Here is a 26,311-nt window from a genome sequence, read left to right as displayed (position 1 = left end):
TCTACGCCGCGTGACGCGCGCGCCGTCGCGCAGACATCTCCGTCACAAACTTCCGCCCAGACTCGTTCTGTCTCGTAGGGCAGACGTGCCGGTCGCATCGGCGCGTCTGCGCGACGGGCGTCCTGTGAACTGAAGAAGGAGACACGAGCATGATGGGCATCATCATTTGGCTGGTGGTAGGCGGCGTCATCGGCTGGATCGCCAGCATGATCATGAGGACCGACGGCCAGCAGGGCATCTTCCTGAACATCATCGTCGGCATCGTCGGTGCGTTCCTGGGCGGTTGGCTGGGCGGGGTGCTCGGTTTGGGCGCGGGCGACATCAACGACGGCAATTTCAGTCTCAACGGGCTGTTGCTGTCGCTGGTCGGCGCGATCGTGCTGTTGGGCATCGTCAATCTGTTCCGGCGCGGCCGCGTGCGCTGAATGCGCTTTGCGTGCGCTACGAAAAAGCCCGGCATCGCCGGGCTTTTTTCTAGGCTCGCATTCGCGCGTTGCGCCGATGCCTGCCTGTAGGAGCGGCGTGAGCCGCGACCGCGAATCCCGGCTATCGAGCCTATCCGGTTCCGATGGCCTCCAAATCCCGGCGTTGCGCTTTTAGCTCCCTCCTTTGACAAAGGGTGAAGCCGTGCGTTTACGAACCGCAGGTTCGTGCACGGGTGAACGACAACAGGCTGTGCCTGTTGGCCGGGCGGGTTGGGGAGGATTTGCTTTGGCCGTTGCTTTGCTGCTTCTGACCGAAGGTCAACGACTTCCGCCTGCTGCGCATGCGGGTCACTTTCTCTTGCATGCACTCTCTGTAGGAGCGGCGTGAGCCGCGACCGCGAACTCCGGCTATTGCGCCTACCCGGCTCCGATGGCCGCCAAACTCCGGCGTCGCGCTCTTAGCTCCCTCCTTTGGAAAAGGAGGGTTGGGGAGGATTTGCTTTGGCTGTTGCTCCGCTGCTTCTGACCGAAGGTCAAAGGCTTCCGCCTGCTGCGCATGCGGGTCACTTTCTCTTGCTGACCCAAGAGAAAGTAACCAAAGAGAAGGGTCTGAGCCAGGAGCTCCCGTGTGGCTTCGGTTCTTGCGCCGGGATTTTTCGATAGGACATCCCTGTCCTATCGAAAAACGGCGCGCGTCCTGCGCGCCGCCCTCCGGGTCTGGGAGTGGTCGTGTGGCTTCGGTTCTATGGACTTCAATGCCGGAGCAAACTCAACGGCAACGGCAACGGCAACGGCAACGGCAACGGCAACGGCAACGGCAACGGCTGAAGCGAGCGTTTAATTCCAGGTGCCTGCGTTGGTGCTGCCATCAATCCGCCAGCTCCACCCACGCCGGTGCGTGATCGCTGGGGCGTTCCCAGGTGCGGGGTTCGCGGTCGATGCCTGCGCCCACGCAGCGGGCGCGCAAGGTGTCGGAGATCAGCGTCAGGTCGATGCGCAGCCCCAGGTTGCGGCGGAACGCCGCCTGTCGGTAATCCCACCAGCTGAACTCGCCCTCGGCCTGCGGATGCAAGCGATAGGCATCGTGCAGTCCCAGGGCTTGCAATCGCTGCAGCGCCTCGCGTTCCGCGGTGGAAGTCAGGATATGGCCCTCATTCCACACCGTCGGGTCGTACACGTCGCGCGCGTCGGGGGCGATGTTGAAATCGCCCAGCACGATCATCTGCGGATAGCGCTGCAGCTCCTGCGCGATCCAGGCGTGCACCGCGTCCAGCCAGCGCAGTTTGTAGGCGTACTTGTCGGTGCCCACGTCCTGGCCGTTGACCACGTACAGGTTGACGATGCGCAGCTCCCCGACGGTGGCGGCGATCACGCGCTTCTGCTCGTCCTCCAGTCCGGGCACGCCGATCTGCACGTCCTGCGCCGGTTCGCGCGACAGGATCGCCACGCCGTTGTAGGTCTTCTGTCCGGCGAACACGCTGCGGTAGCCCAGCGCCGACAGCTCGGTGTCGGGGAAGCGGTGGTCTTCCAGTTTGGTTTCCTGCAGCGCCACCACGTCGGGCAGGCGCAGGCCCAGCCAGGTTTCCAGGTGCGGCATGCGCACGTTGAGCGAGTTGACGTTCCAGCTGTAGATCTTCATGCGACGCCTGTCGGAAGGGGGGGCGTGGATAGCGATGCCGGCACCGCGCGCAGGCCGCGCGCACCCGTATGAGGCGTCGGCGGCTTGGGCCTTGGGGCAGGCGCTGTGGCCACTTTAAGGCATGATCGCGCCGCTAACCCAAGTCGGCCGGCGCTACAGGGGATCACCCGTTCGGATCGGGTCGCCGCTGTCCGCCTGCGGCTCCCGCGTCCTGGGACATGGCGCGGGTCGAATGCGGGCAACGCGCGCCGGCCGCATTCCCTGTCGCCATGTCGGAGGCGGGTATGTAGCCGGCGTCCGCAGGCAGGTCGATGGGCGCGCCGCGGTGCAGGTCGGCAAGCATGCGGCGAGCGGTCAACTGTTGATAGCCCTCGTCGCCCAGCGCGCGTCCGGCCAGATCCTCCGCGCTGCGCCATTGCGCCGCGGCGCCCTTGCGGTCGCAAGTTTGATAGGCGTGCAAGCCACGATAGAGCATCGACTCGTACAGCGTCATGGCGCGGATGTACTCGTTGACGCTCTGAGCGTCGGATCGCGTCGTGGCGATGAAACTTTGGTTCTTCGTGATCCAGTCCGCGAACCCACGGTCGGCGAGCGCATGCTGGCCTCTGCGAAAAAGCAGCTTGTTCTGGAACACGGTGAGCTCCAGCACATAGTTGTCGTCCGCGGAGAAGTAGCGCCCCGCTTCGCCGGCTGCGACGTTCAGCAGTTCCGCGGCGTCGGCCAGGCGCTCCTTGGGGCCGAAATTCGTCAGTCCTTCCGCAAGTTTCAGGCGTTGCCACGGCGTGGGCAGGCCGCTGGCCTGCATGTCCCGAATCGCGTCGCCCAACAGCGTGAAGCCGCGTAGCGTGTCGGCATCCGTGCGGTGATCGCTGGACATGTCCAGCATGAAATAGCCGAGCCTGGAGCGCGCATTCAGCGTGCGCTCGCTACGCGGGCCCAGGTTGTTCGTCAGTACGCCGATCGCGTGCTCCATCAGCGCGATCTTTTCCTGCGCCGATTTGGGCATATGCCACATCGCCGAGTTCAGCGCCCAGGCGTACTCGGGGTGCTCCCGGCCGTACGTCGCTTCGATGATCGACAAGCCCTTTTGGATGGCCGCGCCCGCATAGCTTTGATCCTCGGCCTCGCCCACGCGCAGCCAGGCCCAGCCGGTCTTGGGGTGGCGTTCGCCCAGGGTGCGTATGCGGCTGTCGCGCAATCGCTTGGCGACCGCCAAGGCGTCCGGTGCTCCGCGGCGGGCGAGCAAGCCGAACAGGCGCTCGCGGGCGTCGTCGGCGAGCACCGGATTGATGCCGTCGGCCAGTTGCACCGCGCGCTTGCCGTCCTCTTCGGCTTGCTTTGCGCGCAGCAGAGAGCTGTTGTATTCCGACCGCAAGATCAACAGCTCGGCGGTCGGTTCGCGATTGTCCAGAGGGGCGGCCTCGGCGAGCGCCGCGTCCACCGTGCGCATCGCCGACCGCATCTGTGCCAGTCCCCATTGCGCGCGCGCCAGCTCGGCCTGCAAGGCGATACGTGGGCACTCGCGGTGACCGGCATCGCAGGCGTCCAGTCCGGCCAGCGCGGCGCTCGCCAGCGTCGCGGCTTGCGCGTGGCGGCCGCGGAGGTTGAGCATGGCCGAGCGGGTGGCGGCCACGGCGCCGGTGGCGTCGTCGCGGTCGCCGAGGGTGCGCGTGGCCACGTCCGCCAACCGCTCGGCATCGCGCATGTCGCCAATGGCGGCGCGGCTGCGCGCCAGCGTGGCGTAAGCGCGCGCCAGCAGCGCCGGGTGTTCGGCCAAACGCAGGCGACGCAGCTCGCGTTCGGTCTTGTCCAGCAGCGCGCGCGACGAGAACGGCGCCGTGCCCAGGCCGGAAATCGTCGCGGTGCCCAGGTTGGCGGCGAACAAGTGGCCGATCGTCTCGCTGGCGCGCGCATCGCGCAGGTCCTGCCGATGCCGCTGATAAGCCAGGCCGGAGACCGCGAGCGCAGCGATCAAAGCGGTGGCGACGATCCCGGCCGGCACGCGGTTGCGGCTCAGCCATCGGCCCGCGCGCGCGGGCCAGGCCAGCGGGCGGGCCGACACCGGGCGCTGGTCCAGCCAGCGTTGCAGGTCGTCGGCCAGCGCCGCGACGCTGGCGTAGCGGTCCTCGGGCCGATGGGCGACCGCCTTGCGTGCGATCGCGGACAGATCGCCGGACAGCCGCCGCGCCAGCGCCGCCACGCTGGCTTCGCCGCGCACGCGCGCGACGTCTTCGGCCGCGCCGTCCAGCAAGCGGTCCATCGGCCTGCCGTCGGCATCGGACAGCGGCAGGGCGCCCAGCAGCGGATGGCGCGCCTGCGGCCATTGGCCGCACAGCAGACGATAGATCAGCACGCCGAAGGCATAAACATCGGTGGCGACCGAGCGCACGCCCAGCTGCCGTTGCTCGGCGGCCGCATAGTCCTCGGTGATCGCGATGCCGCCGTTCGCGGCGCCGGACAGGCTGGAGATGCCGAAGTCGACCAGCTGCACACGGCCGTCGCGATCGATCAGCAGGTTGTTCGGCTTGATGTCGCCATGCACCACGCCTTGCGCATGCGCATACGACAGGGCCCGGCTGGCCTGCAGCAGCAATTCGATGCGCGAGCGGATGCCGAGCCGGCGCACGTCGCACCAGGTGTCGATCGGCGCGCCCGGTACGTAGCGCATCGCGAACCAAGGCTGGCCGTCGGCATCGATGCCGCCGTCGTAAAGGCTGGCGATGCCGGGGTGGTCCAGCCGCGCCAGCAGCTGGCGTTCCTGCAGGAATGCGGCCGTCAGCTGCGGGCCGGCATGCTTCGCCAGCACGAACTTGAGCGCGACCCGCTGCTGGTATTGCCCATCGTCGCGTTGCGCCTCGTAGACCGTGCCCATGCCGCCGCTGGCGATCACCCGCTCGATCCGCCACGCGCCCACGCGGGTGCCCAGGCGGGGGTCCGAGGCGGGTCGTTCGCCGGCCGGCGGCTGCGCGCGCGCGATCACGTCCACGGCCGAGCCATCGACCAGGTGCCCATCGCGCTCGCCGTCGGCGCGCAACAAATCGTCCAGGGCGGCATGCAAGGCCGGATCTTCGCTCGCCAGGATCTGCATCCGGCGCGCCCGTTCGGCCGCCGGCATCTGGGCGTATTCGTCGAACAGCGACAGCGCGCGCAGGTGGTGGCTGCTCACGGGTCGCTTACTCCGCGCGCCTCAGTCGCCGCCACTGGCCAGCGGCGCCCCCAGCTGCGACACCAGGAAGGCACGCGCCTTGAGCCAGTCGCGGCGTACGGTGCGTTCCGTCAGGCCCAGCGCTTCGGCGATTTCGATTTCGGTCATGCCGGCAAAGTAGCGCATCTCCACCACGGTGCCCAAGCGAGGATAGGCAGCGGATAGCTCGTTCAAAGCGACGCTCAACGCCAGCATTTCGTCCAGCCGCGGGTCGTAGCCGAGGGTGTCGACCGCATCCTCGGGTGCGGGCGCGCCGGCCTGGCGTTTCAAGGCTTTCAGCCGCTCGGCCTCGTCCAGCAGGGCGTAGCGCATGGAGCGTGCCATCACCGCCAGTAAGTGCTGGCGGTTCTGCAGGCTCAGCCGGCTGGGGTCGAACCGCAGCCAAGCCCGATTGACCAGGGACGTGGCCGAGCGGCCTTCGCTCCACTGGCGCAGCCGCTGCTGGGCGATCTGGTGCAGTTCGTCATAGAGCAGGCCGTAGACCTGGTCCCAGGCCTCACCCTGACCAGACTGGGCCCGTTCGATCAGGGCCGTCACCGACTCGATCGATGCGGACGGCAGGAGAGGCTCTTCATCCATCGCGGTCTTCGGTTTCCCCACGGCATGTCCGGTTCCCAAGCCGAATCCCGACTTTGGGACTAGGGGCACCCTAAGTCGTGCCCGATTTCGACAGGGGCAGGCTGTGGGTATGTTCGGTGCGGGTGGGGCAAATAGCAATCTGGATGTGGCGGCTGGGGCGATGGGTTCAGCGGCGAAGCGCGGCGCTCGTATGCCATTGCGCGCCACGCCGCCGCCGTCCCGGCCGGGCGCGAGCGGGCCGTCGCCGACGACAGGCCCGATGGGCCACGACGACTCCCACTCCCCCTGCGCAGCTGAAGCGCGCAGGGTCGCGTCGGTGCGATTCGCACCGAACCTGGGGCAAGGCCGCCGGTTGCTCGTGGCGCTGTGCGCTGCGATGTCGATACTGCTGCCGGCGCATGCGCTTGCGCAGACGGTGATCTATCGGGAGACCTTCAACAACGGCAATGCCAACAACAACGGCAATCCGAGATTGGTCAATACCTATGTTGGGCCCGGACCGCTCAACATGACCTATACCGCCGACCCGGCATGGCTCACGAACTGCAACGGGCTGGTGACTGCGGGCAATGTACCCGCGAACAATGCGGTCGGACTAGCCGCTTGTCCGGGCAGCAACGACACGGGGTTTTCTGCCTGGAGCGGTTCGGGCATCGCGCAGAAAGCCGTCGGCGCTTACAACCTAAATACTCCGAGCGGCGCTCTGTCGACGCCTGGCGACCCTTCGGGCGCTGCTTATGGCGGAGATATCGGCATTACCGCCTGGACCGCTAGCCCTCCGACCGTGGGTAGCGTCATTCTGCAGAATGCGCAGCCGATTCCGTTCCCGGCGGTGCCGCCCGGAGGCACCGGGCGCTTCGTCACCTTCCAGTTTGTCGCCGGGGCGGCAAGCTGCAACGCGGCGCATCCGCTGATAACCGTCAATTTGAACGGAACCCAGCTGGGCGGGCAGATGGACCTGTGTACGGGTGGTACGAACGTTCGCAATTACAATTCGATCACGAACCGGGCGGGTGCAGGGTTCAATACCGCTCGCGCGGCCACTTTTACGCCGGCAGGGGCTGGCAGTGCGGTGTTGGTGACGGGGGGCGGGCTGACCTTCACCATCATCAACCAGCAGGCCAGTGGCATTGGCAATGACTATGCCTACGACAACTTCACCGCGCTGGACGTCACGCCCAGCGTGACCAAGGCGGTGGACATCGCCTCCAACTATGTCGGCCAGGTCAAGCGGTTGACCTTCACCATTACCAACACCAGCGGCGACAACGGCGCCAAGGTGGGCTGGGGTTTCACCGATACGCTGCCGGGCAGCGTCGTGATCGCGCCCACCCCCAATGCAACGACGACTTGCGGCGCCGGCACCACGCTGACCGCCAACGCCGGCGATGGCACCTTCACCGTCGCGGGCGGCAATCTGCCCGCCGGCACCGCAGGCGGCGCGGCCACCACCTGCACGGTCAGCGTGAACGTGACCAGCAACACATTGGGCACATTTACCAACACGCAGGCCAGTTACACCAGCTCAACCGCCCTGAACATCCCGAACCAGTCGGTGCCGATGACCTGGGTGGCCAATACCGTCACCGTCACCAAGATCAGCAATGGTGCCACCGGAACCTTCGACTTCTCGGGGTCGAACGGGATTGCCAGCCACCAGATAACGACCACGGCGCAGGGTGCGCCCGGCACCGCCGGGGCGCTGCAGACCTTGACGCTTGCCAGCACCACCACAACGACCACGCTCGCCGAAGCCGCACTAGCGGGCTGGACTGTCACCGGTACGCCGTCCTGCACCGTGGGTGGCTCGGCGCTTGCCGGGGTCACCTACAACGCCGGAACGCGGACGCTGACCTTGCCGGCATTGCCGCTGGTCGCCGGCGCGGGCCGCAATGTGCTGTGTACGTTCACCAACACTGTCGCGCCGCCGGCGTTGACCGTGACCAAAATTTCCAACGGCGGCACCGATACGTTCGGCTTCTCGGGCAACAACGGCATCGCTGCGCACAACATCACCACCACGGCGGCCGGCGCGCCCGGCACGGCCGGCGCGCAGCAGACGCTGACCACTGCGGCCACCGCGACGGCGATCACCGAAAACGCCCCGCCCGCGGGTTGGGTGCTGTCGAGCGCGGCCTGTACGGTGACGCCGCCGGGTGGAACGGCCGCGCCCGCCGCGGGCACGTTCGATGCGGCCAGCCGCACGTTCAACCTGACGGCGGCCGATACCGCTGCCGGCAACACCATCGCCTGCACCTTCTCCAACGCGCTCCGCCCGACGACCCTGACCATCACCAAGATCACCCAGGCCGACAACGGCGGCGGCCCGTTCAACTTCGTCATCCAGCGAGGGGCCGGCGGCGGCACGACCAACCAGAGCCTGACGACGACGGCCGCGGGCGCGTCGGGAGCGGCTACCGGAGCGACGATCACGCTGACGCCCGGCGCCTTCTTCCGGGTCAACGAAGGCCTTCCGGTCGCCTACTCGGTGACCGACGCGAACTGCGTCATGACCAGGCCCGACGGTACGACCCAAACCTATGGCGCCATTCCTACCTCTGGCATCCCCAATGAAGTCATTGTGCCGGGCGGCGATGTGCAGGCCGGTTCGACCACTGTGTGCACCTTCACCAACACCCGACGACCGAGGCTCCAGATCACCAAGCTCACTGCAGGCGACGCGGGCGGTCCGTTCAGCTTCACGGCTCCAAACAGCGGTTTCGGCACGCTCCCCATCACTACGACCGCCGCGGGCGCTCCGGGGACGACGGCCGCCGCCCGGCCGATCAACATCGGCTTCGCGGGCAATATCGTGGAAGCCGCGCCGCCTGCCGGTTGGGCGTTCACGGATGCCGCCTGCACCGTGACCACGCCCGCCGGCGTGACCACGCAGGCGCAGGGTCCGGTCAACGTCGCTGCGCGCAGCTTCCCGCTGACCGCGCAGGACACCGCCGCCGGTAACGCGATCGCCTGTACCTTCACCAACCAGCGCCAGGCCAGCCTGCAACTGGCCAAGGCCTGGGCTGCGGGCAGCACCGCAGGGCACCAGGTCAGCATCGGCGCGACCACGGGCGGCGCCAACAACACCGCCGCGTTCGATGCGACCGCGCCGAACGCCGCCGACAGCGGCGCGCCGGTGGCGGTGAGCATCGGCGATACGGTCACGCTGCCTGCGGAAGGGGGCACGAACGCGGCCAACTACACCACGGCGCTGGCCTGTACCGGCGGCCACACGCTGTCGGGCAACGACGGCCAGCAGGCCAACACGCTGACCATCACCAGCGCCAATGCCGCGGTGTGCACCTACACCAACACACTGCGCACGACGGACCTGTCGATCACCAAAACCAACACGTCGGCCGCCGGCCCCAGCGACCAGGCCGACGACACCCTGCAACGCGGCTCGGCGGTCACCTACACCCTGGTGGTGACCAACAACGGCCCGGCCACGGTCACTGGTGCCGTGGTGCGCGATGCGCCCGGCGCGGAACTGACGTGTGCGGCCGGCAATCCGGTGACCATCACCGGCAACGGCGTGCCATCGGGCAGCTTCACCGTTGCCGACCTGACCGGCGCGGGCGGCATCGTGTTGGGGCAGCTTAACGTGGGCCAGAGCGCCACCTTGCGCTACGACTGCACGGTGAATTGAGGGGAGGGACGGGCCGGCACCTCGCGTGCCGGCCCGGTTACTTGGCCAGCATCCGCACCAGCTTGTCGATCTTTCCGCGGTAAGGCGGCTTGAGCCAGTCGCTGGCGGCGAAACGGCGCTGGCGGAACACGGGCAGCAACTTGCTGAAGGTGTCGAAGCCGTTGCGGCCGTGGATGGCGCCGATGCCGCTGGGGCCGATGCCGCCGAAGGGCAGGTCGTGGGCGCCGAAGTGCAGCAGGGTGTCGTTGACGGTGACGCCACCGGCCAGGGTCTGGGCCAGGATGCGTTCGACGCGTTCGCGGTCGTAGCCGAAGGGATACAGCGCCAACGGGCGATCGAGCGCGTTGATGCGCGCGATCGCTTCGTCCAGGTTGCGGTAGGACAGCACCGGCAGGATCGGGCCGAAGATTTCGTGCTGCATGACCTGGGCGTCGGCGCCGGGCTCGATCACCAGGGTCGGCGGGAACAGGCGTTCGCGCGCGGCGGTGTCCGGATCCAGCGCGAACGGTTCGATCACCTGCAGGCCGCGCGCGCGGGCGTCGTCGACGTAGCCGCGCAGGCGTGCGTACTGGCTGTCGTTGATGATGCGGGTGTAGTCCTGCGATGCGCCGAGTTCGCCGTAGCGCGCGCGCAGCTGCGCCTGCAGCGCGGCCACCAGGGCGTCGCGGCGGGCCGCGTCGACCAGCACGTAATCCACGCCGATGCAGGTCTGGCCGGCGTTGAACCACTTGCCGCTGGCGATGCGCGCGGCGGCCACTTCGATCGGGAAGTCTTCGCAGACCACGGCCGGGGCCTTGCCGCCCAGCTCCAGCGTCACCGGCGTGAGGTTGGGCGCGGCGGCGGCCATGACCTTGCGGCCGACGGCGGTGGAGCCGGTGAACAGCAGATGGTCGAAGGGCAGCGCGGAGAACGCGGCGCCGACCTCGGCCCCGCCCATGGCCACGGACACGCGGTCGGCCGGAAACACCTCGGCGAGCAGTTCGCGCAGGAAGGCGCTGGTGCGCGGGGTGTGCTCGGAGGGTTTGAGGTAGACGTGGTTGCCGGCGGCGATGGCCGAGACCAGCGGCACCAGGGCCAGGTTCACCGGGTAGTTCCAGGGCGAGAGGATGCCGACCACGCCCACCGGCTCGGGCCGGATCTCGGCGCGCGCGGGCCAGAAGCGCCAGCCCACGGCGGCGCGGCGCGGACGCATCCAGCGGCGCAGTCGGCCGATGGCGTGGTCGAGTTCGGCCAGGGTGATCATGGCCTCCGACAGCAGGTTCTCGTGGCTGGAGCGGTGGCCGAAGTCGGCCTGGATGGCCGCGTCCATGGCCGGCACGCGCGCCCGGAACGCGTCGCGCAGGCGCAGCAGGTCGGCGCGGCGCTGGGCGTAGTCGGGCTTGTGCGCCTGCCAGGCCGTGCGCAGACGTTCGCGGGTGGCGGCCAGCTCGCTGGGCGTGGTGTCGGCGGTGATGTCCATACGCCGCAGTGTAGTCGCGCCGGGCGTTCGCGGGGGTGTCCGCGATGGGGCGGCAGAGGCCAGCGATGGGGGGCGACGCGGCCGTCCTGGGGCTGGTCGCCGGCGGTGCGGATCGGGCAGGCTCTGCGCGGGACCGGCGCCGGGGAGCGGCATGATCGATTGGACACGCTTGCAAGGCCTGCTGACAGCGGACGCAGCGGCGGCACTGCGCGTGACGCTGGCGGCGCAGCCGCAACGGCAGTGCTACGCGGTCGCCTACTACGGCAGCTACCGCGAACTCGATGGCGCGATCTGGCTGCCGACGCTGGCGGCCAACAGCCTGCAGGCGCTGGGGCGCGAGCGGCCCTTGGACGTGCACCCGCAGGCGTTCTGGAGCGAGGCCTGGAATCCGCCGGACTGGGAGCACAGCGACATCGACTACGTGAGCCAGGCGCTCAACGCGGCCGCTGCCGAGGTCGAACGCGTCGCTCGCAGCGCCACCCGAGAGGAGTGGTGGGCGATCGAGCGCCGCTGGATGCAGACCCTGGTCGAGGCCGCTCGTGAGCTGCAGCGCCTGCTGCAGGACGGCGGCCTCGCGCTGGCGCCGGGCTTCATCGCCTTCGTGCACGACGAACAGGGCCAGACCGAGTTGCTGCGCGAGGGCATCGGCGAGGCCAGGTTCGCGCGTTTGTTTCCGGACGAAGTGGCGGCGCAGGCCGAACGCGAACGCGTGCTGGCGCTGGCGCTGCCCGAGCGCATCGCCACCCTGATCCAGCACAGCGACCGCGTCGGCGGCGCTTTCGATACCGAGCAGGCGCGCGAGCAACTCTGCGCGCTCGGAGAGCCGGCGCTGCCGGCCCTGCTGACGCGCCTGCACGCACGCGGCGAGTGGTGGGTGGCGGCCTTGCTGGGCCGGATCGGCGTGGCCTCGCCGGAGGCGATCGCGGCGTTGCGGCGGCGGGTCGAGCGCCGCGGCGACGAGCCCGCTCAAGCCTGGGCGGCGCGATCGCTGGCGGTGCTGGGCGACGGCGAATGGCTGTTCGATCAACTCGGGCGACGTCGCGACGCGGCCCTGGCGGGCCTGTGCGCGCCCTACCGCGCCTGGCGCGACGCGACGCGCGCCGGGCTGGACTACGCGCCCCTGGAGCGCCTGCTGTCCGCCGCGCCGGCCATCGCCGACGGTGCGCGCGAGGAGCTCAAGCCCGGCAGCAGCTACTGTCGGCTGCGCGAGGACGAACTCGATGCCGTCCTACGCGGCCTCGCGTCGCCGCACGCGTTCGTGCGCGCCCACGCGGCGGCGATCATGGGCGAGCGCGGACTGGGCGCGGCCGCGGGCGCGCGCCTGCTGCCGGCACTGGCGCAGCGCCTCGCGCACGACCCGGACGCGCAGGTGCGCCGGTTCGCCGCCTTGAGCCTGGGCTACTGGAAGCGCGAGGCTCGGCCCTGGTGCGCCAGCCTCGAAGCCGCGCTGGCCGATGGCGACGAGCGTGTGCGCGCCGCCGCACAGGCCGCCCTGGCCGAGGCCGGCGCCGACTAGTTGCGACGCTGCGCCGGGCCGAACCCACCGCGTCATCGGCGGCGGCTTACAATCGGCGCATGAGCCTGCGTCCCTATCTAGAACACACCCCCGAACTCGGTCAGCGCGTTTACGTCGACCCGGCCGCCACCGTCATCGGTCAAGTCGCATTGGACGACGACGTGTCGATCTGGCCCGGCTGCGTGGTCCGCGGCGACGTCAACTTCATCCGCATCGGCGCGCGCACCAACATCCAGGACGGCACCATCGTCCACGTCACTCACGAAGGCCCGTTCACGCGTCCGGGCGGCCTGCCGACGGTGATCGCCAACGACGTCACCATCGGTCACGGCGCGATCGTGCACGCCTGCCGCATCGAGGAGTTCGCGCTGATCGGCATGGGCGCCAAGATCCTCGACGGCGCCACCGTGCAGCGCTTCGGCTTCGTCGGCGCGGGCGCGGTGATCGCGCCGGGCAAGACGGTCGGCGAGGGCGAGCTGTGGCTGGGCAATCCGGCACGCATGGTGCGTAAATTGAGTGAGCGCGAGATCGAACAACTGCAATACAGCGCCCAGCACTACGTGCGCTTGAAGGACCGTTATCTGGGCATGGCCGACGCGGGCTAGGCACGGCAGTGGGCCGCGTTTACAGTCGCGGCAGGGGAGACCACGGAAATCGCATGGACGAGTTGCACCGAACACCGGCCGCGCGCCGCCGGACGCGGCCGTCGCCGCCCGCAGGCGCCGCCGCGCCGTGATGCTGGATACCTACCGCGAAGTGGTGACGCCCGAAGGCGTCGCCCTGCGACTGCCCGCGGCCGGGCCGGTGCCGCGCGCGCTGGCCTGGTCGATCGACCTGTGCATCCGCCTGGCGCTGCTGTTCATCGGCTCGCTGCTGTTCGGCGTGCTCGGCACCGGCGGCATGGGCTTCTTCCTGGTGCTGATGTTCTTGCTGCTGTGGTTTTATCACGTGGCCTTCGAGGCGATGTGGGACGGCCGCACGCCGGGCAAGCGCGCGCTGGGCTTGCGCGTGGTCGCCGGCAACGGCGCGCCGGTGGGCTGGATGCAGTCGTTCGTGCGCAATCTGCTGCGCGTGGTCGACATGCTGCCGTTCGGCTACGCCTTCGGCCTGATCGCCAGCTACGCCGATCCCTACGGCCGCCGGCTGGGCGACATGGTCGCCGGCACCCTGGTCGTGCACGAGGCGCGGCGCCACGACGCCGCGGCCGCGCCGATCGACACCGCCAGCGCGCCGCCGGTGCCGCTGCTGCCCTATGAGCAGGCGGCGCTGGTCGCGTTCGCCGAACGCGCGCCGCGCCTGGCCGCCGCGCGCCAGATCGAACTGGCCGACCTGGTCCAGCCGCTGACCGGCGCGCGCGGCGAGACCGCCGTGGCGCGCGTGTACGGCATCGCCAACTGGCTCCTGGGGCGCCGATGAATCAGGTCGCCGCGATCAAGCAGGAACGTTTCGTCGAGCGCCACCAGGCCGAGTGGCAGGAGCTGGAAGCCTGGCTGGACGCGCGCGGCGACAGCGCCAAGCGCGCGCGCGCCGAACGTCGCAGCTGGCAGGGCCTGCCCGACTACGAAGTGCCGGCGCGTTACCGCCGCCTGTGCCAGCAGCTCGCGTTGGCGCGCCGGCGCGGCTACAGCGCCGCCGTCACCGACCGCCTGCAGGCACTGATGCAGCGCGGCCACGGCCTGCTGTACCGCGCGCCGCGTCCGCGCTGGCGGCGCGCGCTGGAGTTCCTGTTCGCCGGCTTCCCGCGCCTGGTGCGCGCCGAGCGCGGCTGCATGGCCGCGGCCGCGGCGCTGTTCTGGGTGCCGCTGGTCACGATGTTCGTCGCCATCCAGATCCAGCCCGACCTGGCCAGCGCGCTGTTCCCACCGGAACAGCTGGCCGAGTTCGAGCACATGTACGACCCCAACAGTCCGCTGCAGAAGCTCGGCCGCGGCGCCGAGACCGACGTGGCGATGTTCGGCTATTACATCCTCAACAACGTCAGCATCGGCTTCCGCACCTTCGCCAGCGGCTTCCTGTTCGGGCTGGGCTCGATCGTGGTGCTGATCAGCAACGGCGTGATCATCGGCGGCGTGGCCGGGCATCTGCAGGCGGTCGGCCACGGCGATCCGTTCTGGCGCTTCGTCGCCGGACACTCGGCGCCGGAACTCAACGCGATCTGGATCGCCGGCGGCGCCGGCCTGCGCCTGGGCCTGAACCTGGTCGCGCCGGGACGGCGGCGGCGCATCGACGCCTTGATCGAAGGCGGCATACGCGGCGCCAAGATCTGCGTCGGCGTGCTGGCGATGCTGGTGTTCGCCGCGTTCGTGGAAGCGTTCTGGTCGTCGATCCCGACCATACCGGCGGCGATCAAGTACGGCGTGGGCGCGCTGCTGTGGCTGCTGGTCGGCGGCTGGCTGTACCTGGGCGGACGCAACCAGGACGTGGCGATCGAGGACCGGATCGAGTCATGAAGATCGAGTCGCTCACCGTCGCGTTGCGCCCGCGCACGGCCTGGGAAGCGGTGGAGCTGGGCAGCGCCCTGGCGCGCCGCCATGCCGCTGCGATCTGGAAGTCCTATCTGCTGCTGACCCTGCCGCTGTTCGTCGCGCTCAACGCCGCGGCCTGGGCGCTGGACAAGCTGTGGCTGGCGACGCTGCTGATGTGGTGGCTGAAGCCGGTATTCGACCGCATACCCTTGTACGTGCTGTCGCGGGCGGTGTTCGGCGACGTGCCGGGCACCCGCCAGACTTTGCGCGCGCAACTGAGTTGGGGCCTGCGCTGGGGCTGGTCGTACCTGACCTGGCGCCGGCTCAGTCCGGCGCGTTCGCTGTACATGCCGGTGGATTTTCTCGAGGGCGGGCGCGGCGCCGAGGCGCGCCAGCGCCGCAACGCATTGGGCGCGCCGGTGTACGGCGTGGCCGCGCTGCTGACCCTGGTCTGCTTCCATTTCGAGGGCGCGCTGTACGTGGGCCTGGCGACGGGCGCGGCGATCTTCATTCCCAACGAGTACCTGTCCGATTCCGCACAGACGGTCTGGCAGGCGCTGCTGGCGGAGGCGAGCTGGACGCAACTGGCCAGCAACGCGCTGGCCTGGGCCGCGACCTGCGCGATCGCGCCGTTCTATGTCGGCGCCGGCTTCGGCTTGTATCTCAACCGCCGTACCGAGATCGAAGGCTGGGACATCGAGATCGTGTTCCGCCGCCTGCGCGCGCGTCTGAGCGCGGCCAGCGCGCCGCTGCTGCTCGCGCTGTGCCTGGGCATGGGCATGGGCCTGCTGCCGGACGCATCGGCACAGGACGCCGCGCCGACGGCGCCGATGATCGCGCCGGCCGCGGAGGCGTCCAGCGACGATGCCGCAACGGACGAGGCGGCATCGGAAACCTTCGTCGAGGACGAGGACGCGCCGCCCTCGATCGGCGCGCCGCTGCGCGAGCCGATCGGGCCGGCCGATGTCGACGTCGACGAGGACGACGAGAAGGCCGTGCAGAAGGCCATCGCCGCGCGCGAAGCGAAGGTGCCGCCGACGCTGGACGAGGTCTTCGGCGACGCGCGCGCGGACGACGCCGGCCTGCGCAAGGCGGTCGAACAGGCCTACAAGGATCCGACCGTCGCGCCGCGGCGCAAGGTCTCGTCCTGGAAACCGCGCAATCCCGACCCGCCCAAGACGCCCAAGAACGCACCGGCGCTGGAAGGGCTGGGCGCGATCATCGCCTTGATCGGCAAGTACGGCCTGTGGGTGCTGGTCGGCGCGCTGGCGCTGGCGATCATCCTCACTTCGCCGCGCTGGCTGCGTTGGCTGCGCGACAGCGTGCGCGCCGAACAGGTCGAGCCCGAACAGGTCCGCACCAGCGTGGTCATCGAACCCGAGCCGCTGCCCGACGACATTCCCAGCGCCGCGCGCCGCCTGTGGCAGGCCGGCCGCCAGCGCGACGCGCTGGCCCTGCTGTACCGCGCCAGCGTGGAAGCCATGGTCGAGCGCGCGCAGGTGGTGCTGGTGCCGGGCGCGACCGAGGCCGAGTGCCTGCGCGCCTCGCGCAAGATGCCGCTGGCCGAGGACCGCGAAGCCTTCGCCGGCACCGTGCGCGTGTGGCAGTACGCCGCCTACGCGCAGCGTCTGCCGGCCATCGACGAATTCGACGCCCTGCTGCGCACCCTCAGCCAACGCTTCGGGTGGGCCGCATGAACCTGCGCACCGGATTGGCCACCGCGCTGGTGGTCCTGCTGCTGGCGGGCTTGGGCTACTGGTGGTGGCGCACGCACGAGCGGGTCGAGGAATGGATCGACCTGCCGCGCAGCGGCGAGGCGGCCAGCAATCCGCTGTACGTGCTCAAGCTGGCCTTGAAGAAGGACGGCGTGAAGGCGCTCTCGCGCCAGCGCCTGCAAGCCGACCGCTATCCGCTGGGCGCGCGCGACACCGTGCTGCTGCTGCGCGATCCGCGCCAGCTGTCGGGTGCCGACGCCGAACGCCTGCTGGCCTGGGTGCACGGCGGCGGGCACCTGATCGTGCGCACGCCGCCGCCGGGCGAACTCAGCGCGGCCACGCCGATACCGTTGCTGCACGAGCTTGGGGTGAAATTCTTCCCGCAGCGCGAATCCGATTGCGTGGCGATGTACGTCGAGCGCCAGGATTCGCATGTCGAGTTCTGTCAGGGCCGACGGTTCCTGCTGATGGAGCGCGCGGCCACGCCGCTGCGCGCCTGGGGCGAGGACGACAGCGGCTACGTGTTCGCGCGCCTGCCGCAGGGGCGCGGCAGCGTCGACGTGGTGGCCGATCTGGATTTTGCGGCCAACGCCGCCGGCAAGGAGCGCGCCGAGGCGATCAAGGACGTGCCGCATATCGCCTTGCTGCGTCAGCTGCTGGCGCCGAACTACCGCGCCGGCACCGTGCATCTGATCTACGCGGCGGACATGCCCTCGCTGTGGATGACCCTGCTGCTGCGCAGTTGGATGGCCTGGGGGCCGCTGCTGCTGGCGCTGCTGCTATGGCTGTGGCGGCGCGCGCAGCGCTTCGGCCCACAGCTGCCGTCGCCGGTCAGCGAGCGCCGTTCGCTGCTCGAACACGTCTTCGCCAGCGGCGAGCACGCCTACCGCTACGGCTACGGCCATCTGCTGCATGCCGCCGTGCGAAACGCCTTCCTGTACCGCCTGCGCCGCCGCGATCCGCAGGCCGCCGCGCTCGACGGCGAGCCGCAGGCGGCGCTGTTGGCCGAACGATTCAAGCTGTCGCCCGCGGAGATCCGCGAGGCGCTGGCCACGCCGGTCGCGCGCGATCACGCCGCGTTCCGTTCCCGCATCGCCACTTTGATCCGACTGAGAAACTCCCTATGACCACCACGCCCGCGAACGTGCCCGCACCGATCACCGGTACCGAACTGGCGCAACGCGCCGCCGCCGTGCGCGACGAGGTCGGCAAGGCCTTCATCGGCCAGGACGCCGCGCTGGACCAGATCCTGATCGCGCTGCTCGCCGGCGGCCACGCCCTGATCGAGGGCGTGCCCGGCCTGGGCAAGACCCTGCTGGTGCGCGCGCTGTCCAAGGCCCTGGACTGCGGCTATGCGCGCGTGCAGTTCACCCCCGACCTGATGCCCAGCGACATCAGCGGCCACGCGGTCTACGACCCCAAGACCGAAAGCTTCAACATCCGCCGCGGCCCGGTGTTCACCAACCTGCTGCTGGCCGACGAAATCAATCGCGCGCCGGCCAAGACCCAGTCGGCGCTGCTGGAGGCGATGCAGGAACTGCAGGTCACCATCGAAGGCCACAGCTTCGAGCTGGCGCCGCCGTTCCTGACCCTGGCCACGCAGAACCCGGTCGAGCAGGAGGGCACGTACCCGCTGCCGGAAGCGCAACTGGACCGCTTCTTGCTCAAGGTGCTGATCGGCTACCCCAGCCGCGCCGACGAGAAGCGCATGGTCAGCGCGGTCAGTCAGGGCCGCAGCGCCTCGGACTTCGACCTGTCGCAGGTGCAGCGCGTGCTGGGCCCGGAGGAGATCGTGGCCATGCAGCACGGCACCGCCCTGGTCACGGTCGACGATGCGGTCATCGATTACGCGGTGCGCATCGCCGCGGCCACGCGCGAATGGCCGGGCATCGCGCTGGGCGCCGGTCCGCGCGGCAGCCTGGCGCTGGTGCGCGCCTCGCGCGCGCAGGCGGTGCTGTCGGGCCGCGATTTCGTCACCCCCGACGACGTCCGCGAAATCGCCAAGCCGGCCTTGCGCCATCGCATCGCGCTGGCGCCGGAAATGCAGATCGAAGGCCAGTCGCCCGACGACGTGTTGCACGCGCTGCTGGCCAAGGTCGAAGCGCCGCGTCAATGAGCGCTGTCGCGACACCCGCCGTCGCGCGATCGGAGCGCACCGTGCCGCGACCGGCGCCGGCGCTGCTGGCCTTGCTGGTGCTGTGGGGCGCGTTCGGCCTGGTGGCCAGCATCGGATGGGTGCCGGCGCGATGGTGGTGGATCGCCGGCGCCGCGCTGGCCGCGATCGCCGCGGTCGACGCCTGGCGGGTGCACCGCGCGGCGACGCCGCGCGTGCGGCGCAGCATGCCCGACACCTGGCCGATCGGCCTGGAGCGCGAGGTCAGCCTGAGCCTGGACGCCGATGCGCGCCGGCAGGCGCTGGACGTGTTCGATCTGTATCCGGGCGGCTGGACGATGCAGGGCCTGCCGCGCCGTCTGGCCTTGCGACGCGGCGAAACCAGCAGCATCGATTACCGGCTGCGCGCCGACGAGCGCGGCGACTTCGCCTTCGACGGCGTGCAACTGCGCCTGCATTCGCCGTGGCGTTTGTGGTGGCAGTCGCGCGTGGCCGGCGCGGTGCAGCCGGTGCGGGTATTCCCGAACTTCGCGCCGCTGGCCAAGTTCGCCATGTTCAGTGCCGAACAGGCCTCGCGCCTGGTCGGCGCGCACCTCAAGCGCCGTCGCGGCGAAGGCACCGACTTCCACCAGATGCGCGAGTACCGCGTCGGCGACAGCCTGCGCCAGATCGACTGGAAGGCGACCGCGCGCGCGCGCCGCCTGATCTCGCGCGAGTACCAGGACGAGCGCAATCAGCAGCTGGTACTGATGCTGGACACCGGCCGTCGTCTGCTCGCGCGCGACGGCGCGCTCTCGCACTTCGACCGCGTGCTCGACGCGGCGCTGGTCGTGGCCTACCTGGCCCTGCGCCAGGGCGACGCGGTCGGCCTGCTCGCCAGCGGCGGCGCTTCGGCCTGGGTGCCGCCGCGCCGCGGCGTGGGCGCGATCGACAGCCTGCTGCGCGCCAGCTACGCCTTGCAGCCGCAGCCGGTCGCCACCGATTTCCTCGCCGCCGCCACCGAGCTGTCGCTGCGCCAGCGCCGGCGTTCGCTGGTGATGCTGGTCACCAACCTGCGCGACGAGGACATGGACGACGTGCTGGCCGCGGTGCAGATGCTGCGCAAGCGCCATCTGGTCTGCGTGGCCTCGCTGCGCGAGGACTCGCTGGACGCCGCGCTGGCCGACGAGGTGCACGACCTGCGCGACGCGGTCCGCGCCGGCGCCACCGCGCAGTACCTGGAGCAGCGCACCGCCGCCCACGACGCGCTGCGCCACCACGGCGTGATGGTGCTGGACGTGTCCTGCGACCAACTGGCCGCCTCGCTGGTGGAGAAATACCTGGCGGTGAAGCGCGACGGCTTGCTGTAAGCCTGGCCTGCGGCATCGCGCAGCGGCCTTCGGTGGGAGCGGCCGAAGCCGCGATGGCTTTCCAGCAGGCGCGGATCGACCGCTGAGCGCGGCAAACGCGACTTAGGTCGCTCCCACAGGCGGCGGCGAGGCCGCATCGGGACGCGTGGCGATTTCCAGCGCCGACAGCAGCGCCATCGCCTCATCGCGATCGGCGCCGCACATGTCCGCCGACGGCTGCAACGAGCCGCAGAACGCCGGGCGCTCGGGCCGGCCGAACAAGCGGCAGCGCAGTTGGTCGTCCAGCTGCACGCAGGGCATGCCCGCGGGTTTGCCGTACGGCATGCCCGGAATCGGTGAGGCGATCGAGGGCGCGGTGCAGCAGGCCCCGCAGTGTTCGCGGCAGTGCATGCGCGTGCTCAGTCCGGCGCCTGAAAGGCTACGGCCGTGCGCACCGCGCTCAGCGGTATCGGCCCGTAGACGTGCGGGTAGGCCTGGCCGCTGCGTGGGCTGGGGTCGTAGCGCAAGACATCGCCCAGCGCAGCGGCGTCCAGGTGCAACAGGATCAATTCGCCGCGGCCGCGCTGGTGCCGTTCGATCACGTCCGCCAGTTGCGCCTGCGTTGCGCAATGCAGGAAGCCTTCACGCTGCAGGCCCGCGTTGCGGTACTCGCCATCGCGCTGCGCGCGCGCCCAGTCGGCGGGATCGGCGAAGTGGTAGACGGTGTCGGCTTGCATGGCGTCGCTACTGGCGGATTCGGTCGGCATGACGGCGCAGTGCGCTCGCGCGCACGCATTCTGGCTTATGCCGTTTGCGCCGGTCGCCGTATCAGGATCGCGGCGATCACCAGGCCCATCGCGATCGCATGCAGCACGGTCGCGACACCGCTGAACACGCTCATGACCAGCGTCAGCGACGATGTGGCCTCGCCGTTCTGGCTCATCCATATCAACCACACGTGCGCGCCCAGGCCGAACAGGGAGCCGAGGATGAACAGCGCGAAGCCCGCGCAAGCGTAGATGCTGGCCGCACCCAGCGTGCGTCGGCGCATCAGGCACAGCACCAGGCCGATCGTGCTTAGCAATAGATGCGGGGTCGCGTACAGAACCGGGCCGAGCAAGGAGGTCAGCAGGGTTTCGGATTCCATTCTCGTCTCAGTGTGGGTGCCAACACGCAGGGGCGGCTGCAGCTTGCGGCCGTTCTCTGCGCGCGGCGGATCAGTCGGCGGTGACCAGGGCGTCGTCGCGTTCGCGCAGCGCGGCGTAGACCGGGTCGGTCTCCGGGCGCACGCGGTGCCAGCGTTCGAAGCTCTCGGCGGCCTGTTCGACCAGCATGCCCAGGCCGTCGATGCGATCGTGCGCGCTGGCCGCCTTGGCCCAGGCCAGGAACGGGATCGCCACCTCGCCGTAGCTCAGATCGACCGCGGCGGTGCGCGGATTGGCCAGCGACATCGGCAGCGCCGGCAACTCCGCGTCGCGCGCGGCCGAGGTGGCGTTGACGATCAGGTCGAAGGTGCCCAGCGCGACCATGTCCTTCATGTAGCGCGGATGCACGCGGCCGGGCAGGCCCAACGCATCGGCCAGCGCATCGGCGCGTTCGGGCGTGCGGTTGACGATGTAGAGGTCGCCGATGCCGGCATCCAGCAACGCCGGCGCGACGCCGCGCGCGGCGCCGCCGGCGCCGATCAGCAGGGTGCGGCGTTCGCGCAGGTCCAGGCCGTGGCGATCGGTGAGGTCGCGTATCAGGCCGGCGCCGTCGGTGTTGTCGCCTTCCCAGCCGGTGGCGCTGCGGATCAGGGTGTTGGCGGCGCCGGCGCGGCGCGCGCGTTCGCTCAGGTGCGTGCAGATGCTGGCCGCGCGCGTCTTGTGCGGCAGCGTGATGTTGGCGCCCAGGCCGCCCTCGGCCGCGAACTCGGCCAGCAAGGCGTCGAACTGCTCCGGCGCGGCGTCGATGGCGACGTACTCCAGTGCGATGCCGAGTTGCCGTCCGAACGCGGCGTGGATCCGCGGCGACAGCGAGTGCGCCACCGGGTGGCCGATCACCGCATAACGTGGAATGGACATGGACAGCCTCGTTGGGGATGCTGATGGGGAACATTCAAGGGAGACGCACTATGCGGCGCGCCACGGCCTTGTCCGGTCTCAGTCTACTCTCAGCCTTGCTGCTGGCCATGCCCGCTGCGGGCTTTCTGTCGGAGTTCGGCATCGAGGGCATGGGCGTGGTCTCCACCCCGCATGCGGAAGTGCGCGCCAGTGTGAGTCCCGACGGGCGGCGTATCGTCTGGGGCAGCACCGACCGCCCCGGCGGCGCGGGTGGCTGGGATCTGTGGCAGGCCAGCCTGAAACAGGGGCGTTGGCAGGAGCCTGCGCCGCTGGCGCTAAACACCGGCGCCAAGGAGTTCGCCCCGGCCTTCAGCGCCGACGGCCGCTGGCTGTACTTCTTCTCCGACCGTCCCGGCGGACGCGGCGGCGACGATCTGTACCGCGCGCCGGTGCTCGCCGACGGGAGTTATGGCCCTGCGCAGAGCCTGGGCGCGGGCGTGAACGGCCGCGGCGACGAATGGGCGCCCACGCCCAGCCGCGACGGCCGCCATCTGCTGTTCGCCAGCAACAGCTTCGGCGGCGCGGGTCGCCACGATCTGTTCGTCGCGCGCTGGAACGGCAAGGCCTATGTCGATCCCAAGCCGGTGGCCGGGGTGAACACCGCCGCCGACGAGTTCGACGCGGCCTGGCTGGGCGACGGCCGCGCGATCGTGTTCGCGCGTTCGGCGAATGTCGATAAGGACCCGATCCGGCTCTACGTGGCCCAGTGCGACGGCGCCAAGTACGCGGACGCCGCGCCGCTGTCGCTATCGTTCAACGGCGAGGACGGCTACACCCTGGGCCCGGCGATCGACTGGAACAAACCCGGCGAATTGCTGATCACCGGCAGCGCGAAAGCGCCGAAGGCCGGCAAGCTGGACATCTATCGGATGAAGGCGCCCGCGGCGACGGGGCAGGGCGGTTGCATCGCGCCGTGAGCGCCGAGCAGAAGATCGTGCTGCGCTTGCTGCGCGGCTATCGCGACGAACTGGACGCGATGGTCGAGGCTTGGATCGACGTGGGCGTCATGGACGCGGCGACCGCGCTTTGATGCGGTGCGGCGATTCGATTCATTGCCGATTCACCGCTTGGCAAGAAACCATGCCGCACATGGTTCTGCAAGAATCGATACGCAGAATGTTATCGATAAGGTTTGCGCACAGCTGCAATAGAGGCCTGTTTTTCAGGCCTTTTTCATAAATTTTCGGTGAATTCCGTCGGTCTGCGGCGACGGGCCGGATGTCCGAAAAGCCGTGACAGCGCGGCGCGCGGCTTGCTTACCTGCGCGGGCTACATCCGTAGCGTAAAAGGAATTTACTTATGCGTATTGCCCGAGCCCGCAAGACCGCCGCGCTGATTTTGCTGTTGTTGCTCGCCGTCGCCGCGCCGCTGAGCGCCACCCAAGTCGGTGGCCCACGTCTGCCCACCAACCCCAACCTCCCTCCGATCCAGCTCGAGGGCGTGTGGGAGGCCACCGTGAGCTGGACGCAGTGGGACAGCAAAACCGGCGGCTTCATCCTGATGTTCCAAGACTACAGCGCGCCCACGCGCGAAGGCTGCGAGGCCCAGATCAGCAATATCGGTCCGGGCGCCACCATCACCAAGTTCTGTACGTTCCGCGCCTACTGATGCAAGCGACCGCGAGGCTCATCGAGCCTCGCGGTCGTCATCGTAGGATGCGGCAAGCGCAGCGCACCGCGCGCCACGCCGCGCTTATTTCGCCTCGCGCAACCAGCGCGCCGCGTCCAGCGCGAAATAGGTCAGCACGCCGTCGGCGCCGGCGCGCTTGATCGAGGTCAGCGCCTCCAGCACGCAGCCGCGCTCGTCCAGCCAGCCGTTCTGGATCGCCGCGCGCAGCATCGCGTACTCGCCGCTGACCTGATAGACGAAGGTCGGCGCGCCGAACTCGTCCTTGGCGCGGCGCACGATGTCCAGGTAGGGCATGCCAGGTTTGACCATGATCATGTCGGCGCCTTCGTCGAGGTCGAGCGCGATCTCGCGCATGGCCTCGTCGCTGTTGGCCGGGTCCATCTGGTACGTGTATTTGTTGCCCTTGCCCAGCGCGCCGGCGCTGCCGACGGCGTCGCGGAACGGGCCGTAGAAACTGGACGCGTACTTGGCGCTGTAGGCCAGGATGCGGGTATGGATGTGGCCTTCGAGTTCCAGCGCCTCGCGGATGCGGCCGATGCGGCCGTCCATCATGTCGCTGGGCGCGACCACGTCGGCGCCAGCGACCGCGTGCGACAGCGCCTGCTTGACCAAGGCTTCCACGGTTTCGTCGTTCATGACGTAGCCGCTGTCGTCGATCAGGCCGTCCTGGCCGTGGGTGGTGTACGGGTCCAGGGCGACATCGGTGATCACGCCCAGCTCCGGGAAGTGCTGCTTGAGCGCGCGCACCGCGCGCTGGCACAGGCCGTCTTCGCGCCAGGCGTCCTCGGCGGTCAGCGATTTGGCGTCCGGCGCGGTGACCGGGAACAGCGCCAATGCCGGCACGCGCAGCTCGCTGGCCTGCTCGGCCACGCGCAGCAACTCGTCGATCGACAGCCGCTCGATGCCGGGCATCGAGCCGACCGCGGCGCGGCCGTTCAGTTCGTGCACGAACACCGGATAGATCAGGTCGTTCGCGGTGAGGACCGTCTCGCGCATCAGGCGGCGCGAAAACTCGTCGCGGCGCATCCGCCGCGGGCGTGTGTAGGGATAGCTCATGGGGCTAGTTTACTCCCGGCTGTGCGTGGGCCGGGCGCTGGGGCTGTAGGTGGGACGTTTTGTCATAGCGGTGGGCGCATAGCCCCTCTCCCGCGGGGAGAGGGGTTGGGGAGAAGGTCCGGCGCGAGCGTGGAACTCGAACCTCAATCCGGACCCTCATCCGGCCCTGCGGGCCGCCTTCTCCCGAGGGGGAAGGGAGCGTCAGGGGCCTCGCTCCAAGCGCTTGCTTCGAAGACAGGGTCAGCACGCAGTCTTAGTTCGCCGCGTCCGTCTGAGGCGACATGGAAAGCAGCGGCGCCACAAATCAAACCGGATACACCCGATACCGCAGCGGCTTCACCCCGACCGTGGCGCCGATCGCCGGCACCGCCGCTTCCGGCGTTGCCACCAGGTCCAGCTCCAGCGTGCGCGGCTGGCCCTCGACCTGCAGCTCCACGGTGATGCGGTCGGCCAGGCGATGCACGGCGACCACGCGCGCGGGCAGGCCGTCGCCGTCCGCAACGAGGGCTAGGTCGTGCGGGCGCACGTATAAGCGCGCCGCGCCGTCGCCGATGCCGTCGGCGGGCAGGCGCAGGGCGTGGCCGGCTGCCGCGAACTGCGCGCCGGCTGCGCGCCCTTCCAGCACGTTGGCGCGGCCGATGAAATCGAACACATACGCCGACGCCGGTTCGCGGTAGATCTGCTCCGGCGTGCCGACCTGTTCGATGCGGCCGTCGCGCAGCACCACCACCCGATCGGCCAGCTCCAGCGCTTCTTCCTGATCGTGGGTGACGAACAATGTGGTCTGGCCGGTCTGTTCGTGCAGGCGCCGCAGCCAGCGCCGCAGCTCCACGCGCACCTTGGCGTCGAGCGCGCCGAACGGTTCGTCCAGCAGCAGCACGGTGGGATCGATCGCCAGCGCGCGCGCCAGCGCGACGCGCTGTTTCTGGCCGCCGGACAACTGCTCCGGATAGCGGGCGCCGAGTTCCGGCAACTGGATCAGCGTCAGCAGCTCCTGCACGCGGCGCGCGATCGTGGCCTTGTCCGGGCGGCGCTTGCGCGGCCGGCTGCGCAGGCCGAAGGCGATGTTCTCGGCCACCGTCATGTGCTTGAACAGCGCGTAATGCTGGAACACGAAACCGACGTTGCGTTCGCGCAGGCTCAGCCGGGTCGCGTCCTGGTCGCCGAACAACAGCCGGCCGCTGTCGGGATGCAGCAGGCCGGCGATCACGCGCAATAGCGTGGTCTTGCCCGAGCCCGACGGGCCCAGCAGCGCGACCAATTCGCCCGAAGCGATGTCCAGGTCGACCGCGTCCAGCGCGGCGACGTTGGCGTAACGCTTGCCGATGGCTTGGATGTGCAGGTCCATGCCCTTGCCCTGAACCGTCTTGCGGCCATCATGACCCAAGGCCGCGACCGGCGGTACGAGGTCGGTCACGGGGGCCGCTTCCG

The 26,311-nt window shown here is 69.6% G+C and carries 22 protein-coding genes; 12 read left to right on the top strand and 10 right to left on the bottom strand.

Annotated features, from left to right (window positions below; translation table 11 throughout):
• The first annotated feature begins 152 nt into the window (after positions 1–152).
• On the top strand, positions 153–425 hold the full coding sequence (locus LVB77_RS00465; RefSeq protein ID WP_232910406.1) for a GlsB/YeaQ/YmgE family stress response membrane protein: 273 nt from the start codon (positions 153–155) through the stop codon (positions 423–425).
• 868 nt (positions 426–1,293) lie between these two features.
• Here the strand turns inward: LVB77_RS00465 and xth are convergent.
• The 3 genes from xth to LVB77_RS00450 form a co-directional block, all read right to left on the bottom strand.
• Positions 1,294–2,064, bottom strand: coding sequence for an exodeoxyribonuclease III (xth, locus tag LVB77_RS00460; RefSeq protein ID WP_232908268.1), 771 nt, complete (start codon positions 2,062–2,064; stop codon positions 1,294–1,296).
• A gap of 163 nt (positions 2,065–2,227) precedes the next feature.
• A complete protein-coding gene (locus tag LVB77_RS00455) occupies positions 2,228–5,230 on the bottom strand; it encodes a serine/threonine-protein kinase (protein ID WP_232908267.1) in 3,003 nt (1,000 codons plus the stop codon).
• A 21-nt stretch (positions 5,231–5,251) separates the two neighbouring features.
• Positions 5,252–5,848 carry an ECF-type sigma factor gene (locus LVB77_RS00450; protein WP_232908266.1) on the bottom strand — a complete coding sequence of 199 codons (597 nt, stop codon included), beginning with the start codon at positions 5,846–5,848 and terminating at the stop codon, positions 5,252–5,254.
• Positions 5,849–6,107: 259 nt separating this feature from the next.
• Here LVB77_RS00450 and LVB77_RS00445 point away from each other — a divergent pair, with 259 nt between their 5' ends.
• Positions 6,108–9,497 (top strand): DUF11 domain-containing protein, encoded by a 3,390-nt coding sequence (locus LVB77_RS00445; RefSeq protein WP_232908265.1) that lies wholly within the window; start codon positions 6,108–6,110, stop codon positions 9,495–9,497.
• A 37-nt stretch (positions 9,498–9,534) separates the two neighbouring features.
• Here the strand turns inward: LVB77_RS00445 and LVB77_RS00440 are convergent, their stop codons facing one another.
• On the bottom strand, positions 9,535–10,956 hold the full coding sequence (locus LVB77_RS00440; protein WP_232908264.1) for a coniferyl aldehyde dehydrogenase: 1,422 nt from the start codon (positions 10,954–10,956) through the stop codon (positions 9,535–9,537).
• Positions 10,957–11,107: 151 nt separating this feature from the next.
• On the opposite strand from LVB77_RS00440, the gene LVB77_RS00435 reads away from it, so the two are divergent.
• The 8 genes from LVB77_RS00435 (at position 11,108) to LVB77_RS00400 (ending at position 20,114) form a co-directional block, all read left to right on the top strand.
• The gene (locus LVB77_RS00435; RefSeq protein ID WP_232908263.1) at positions 11,108–12,472 is read left to right on the top strand and encodes a HEAT repeat domain-containing protein; all 1,365 of its coding nucleotides are present in this window, start codon (positions 11,108–11,110) and stop codon (positions 12,470–12,472) included.
• Between the two features lie 59 nt (positions 12,473–12,531).
• Positions 12,532–13,077 (top strand): gamma carbonic anhydrase family protein, encoded by a 546-nt coding sequence (locus LVB77_RS00430; protein WP_232908262.1) that lies wholly within the window; start codon positions 12,532–12,534, stop codon positions 13,075–13,077.
• A gap of 130 nt (positions 13,078–13,207) precedes the next feature.
• The gene (locus LVB77_RS00425; RefSeq protein ID WP_232910404.1) at positions 13,208–13,888 is read left to right on the top strand and encodes an RDD family protein; all 681 of its coding nucleotides are present in this window, start codon (positions 13,208–13,210) and stop codon (positions 13,886–13,888) included.
• Between the two features lie 14 nt (positions 13,889–13,902).
• Complete coding sequence (locus LVB77_RS00420; protein ID WP_232910402.1) at positions 13,903–14,922, top strand: stage II sporulation protein M; 1,020 nt, start codon at positions 13,903–13,905, stop codon at positions 14,920–14,922.
• Positions 14,919–16,634, top strand: a complete 1,716-nt coding sequence (locus LVB77_RS00415; protein WP_232908261.1) for a DUF4129 domain-containing protein — start codon at positions 14,919–14,921, stop codon at positions 16,632–16,634. Before LVB77_RS00420 ends, LVB77_RS00415 begins: the two co-directional genes overlap by 4 nt.
• Positions 16,631–17,779 (top strand): DUF4350 domain-containing protein, encoded by a 1,149-nt coding sequence (locus tag LVB77_RS00410; protein ID WP_232908260.1) that lies wholly within the window; start codon positions 16,631–16,633, stop codon positions 17,777–17,779. The genes LVB77_RS00415 and LVB77_RS00410 overlap by 4 nt, the downstream gene beginning before the upstream one ends.
• Positions 17,776–18,768, top strand: a complete 993-nt coding sequence (locus LVB77_RS00405; protein ID WP_232908259.1) for a MoxR family ATPase — start codon at positions 17,776–17,778, stop codon at positions 18,766–18,768. The genes LVB77_RS00410 and LVB77_RS00405 overlap by 4 nt, the downstream gene beginning before the upstream one ends.
• Positions 18,769–18,809: 41 nt before the next feature.
• Positions 18,810–20,114, top strand: a complete 1,305-nt coding sequence (locus tag LVB77_RS00400) for a DUF58 domain-containing protein (RefSeq protein ID WP_232908258.1) — start codon at positions 18,810–18,812, stop codon at positions 20,112–20,114.
• Between the two features lie 102 nt (positions 20,115–20,216).
• Here LVB77_RS00400 and LVB77_RS00395 read toward each other — a convergent pair whose 3' ends face one another.
• From LVB77_RS00395 to aroE, 4 genes are all read right to left on the bottom strand, one after another.
• Complete coding sequence (locus tag LVB77_RS00395) at positions 20,217–20,504, bottom strand: YkgJ family cysteine cluster protein (protein ID WP_232908257.1); 288 nt, start codon at positions 20,502–20,504, stop codon at positions 20,217–20,219.
• Positions 20,505–20,512: 8 nt separating this feature from the next.
• Entirely contained in the window at positions 20,513–20,860 is a 348-nt protein-coding gene (locus LVB77_RS00390; protein WP_232908256.1) for a DUF952 domain-containing protein, read from the bottom strand.
• Between the two features lie 35 nt (positions 20,861–20,895).
• On the bottom strand, positions 20,896–21,240 hold the full coding sequence (locus LVB77_RS00385) for a hypothetical protein (protein ID WP_232908255.1): 345 nt from the start codon (positions 21,238–21,240) through the stop codon (positions 20,896–20,898).
• Positions 21,241–21,310: 70 nt separating this feature from the next.
• Positions 21,311–22,156 carry a shikimate dehydrogenase gene (aroE, locus tag LVB77_RS00380; protein ID WP_232908254.1) on the bottom strand — a complete coding sequence of 282 codons (846 nt, stop codon included), beginning with the start codon at positions 22,154–22,156 and terminating at the stop codon, positions 21,311–21,313.
• Positions 22,157–22,206: 50 nt separating this feature from the next.
• On the opposite strand from aroE, the gene LVB77_RS00375 reads away from it, so the two are divergent.
• Together LVB77_RS00375 and LVB77_RS00370 are read left to right on the top strand one after the other, a co-directional pair.
• Positions 22,207–23,112 (top strand): TolB-like protein, encoded by a 906-nt coding sequence (locus LVB77_RS00375; RefSeq protein ID WP_232908253.1) that lies wholly within the window; start codon positions 22,207–22,209, stop codon positions 23,110–23,112.
• Between the two features lie 382 nt (positions 23,113–23,494).
• Positions 23,495–23,803 carry a hypothetical protein gene (locus LVB77_RS00370; protein ID WP_232908252.1) on the top strand — a complete coding sequence of 103 codons (309 nt, stop codon included), beginning with the start codon at positions 23,495–23,497 and terminating at the stop codon, positions 23,801–23,803.
• A gap of 84 nt (positions 23,804–23,887) precedes the next feature.
• On the opposite strand, the gene hemB is transcribed toward LVB77_RS00370, so the two are convergent.
• Together hemB and LVB77_RS00360 are read right to left on the bottom strand one after the other, a co-directional pair.
• Positions 23,888–24,880 carry a porphobilinogen synthase gene (hemB, locus tag LVB77_RS00365; RefSeq protein WP_232908251.1) on the bottom strand — a complete coding sequence of 331 codons (993 nt, stop codon included), beginning with the start codon at positions 24,878–24,880 and terminating at the stop codon, positions 23,888–23,890.
• 304 nt (positions 24,881–25,184) lie between these two features.
• Positions 25,185–26,228 (bottom strand): sulfate/molybdate ABC transporter ATP-binding protein, encoded by a 1,044-nt coding sequence (locus LVB77_RS00360; RefSeq protein WP_343226241.1) that lies wholly within the window; start codon positions 26,226–26,228, stop codon positions 25,185–25,187.
• Positions 26,229–26,311: the final 83 nt, after the last annotated feature.

It is taken from the genome of Lysobacter sp. 5GHs7-4 (genome assembly GCF_021284765.1).
Lineage (GTDB): Bacteria > Pseudomonadota > Gammaproteobacteria > Xanthomonadales > Xanthomonadaceae > Lysobacter.
This window is presented reverse-complemented; position numbering and strand designations above follow the sequence as displayed.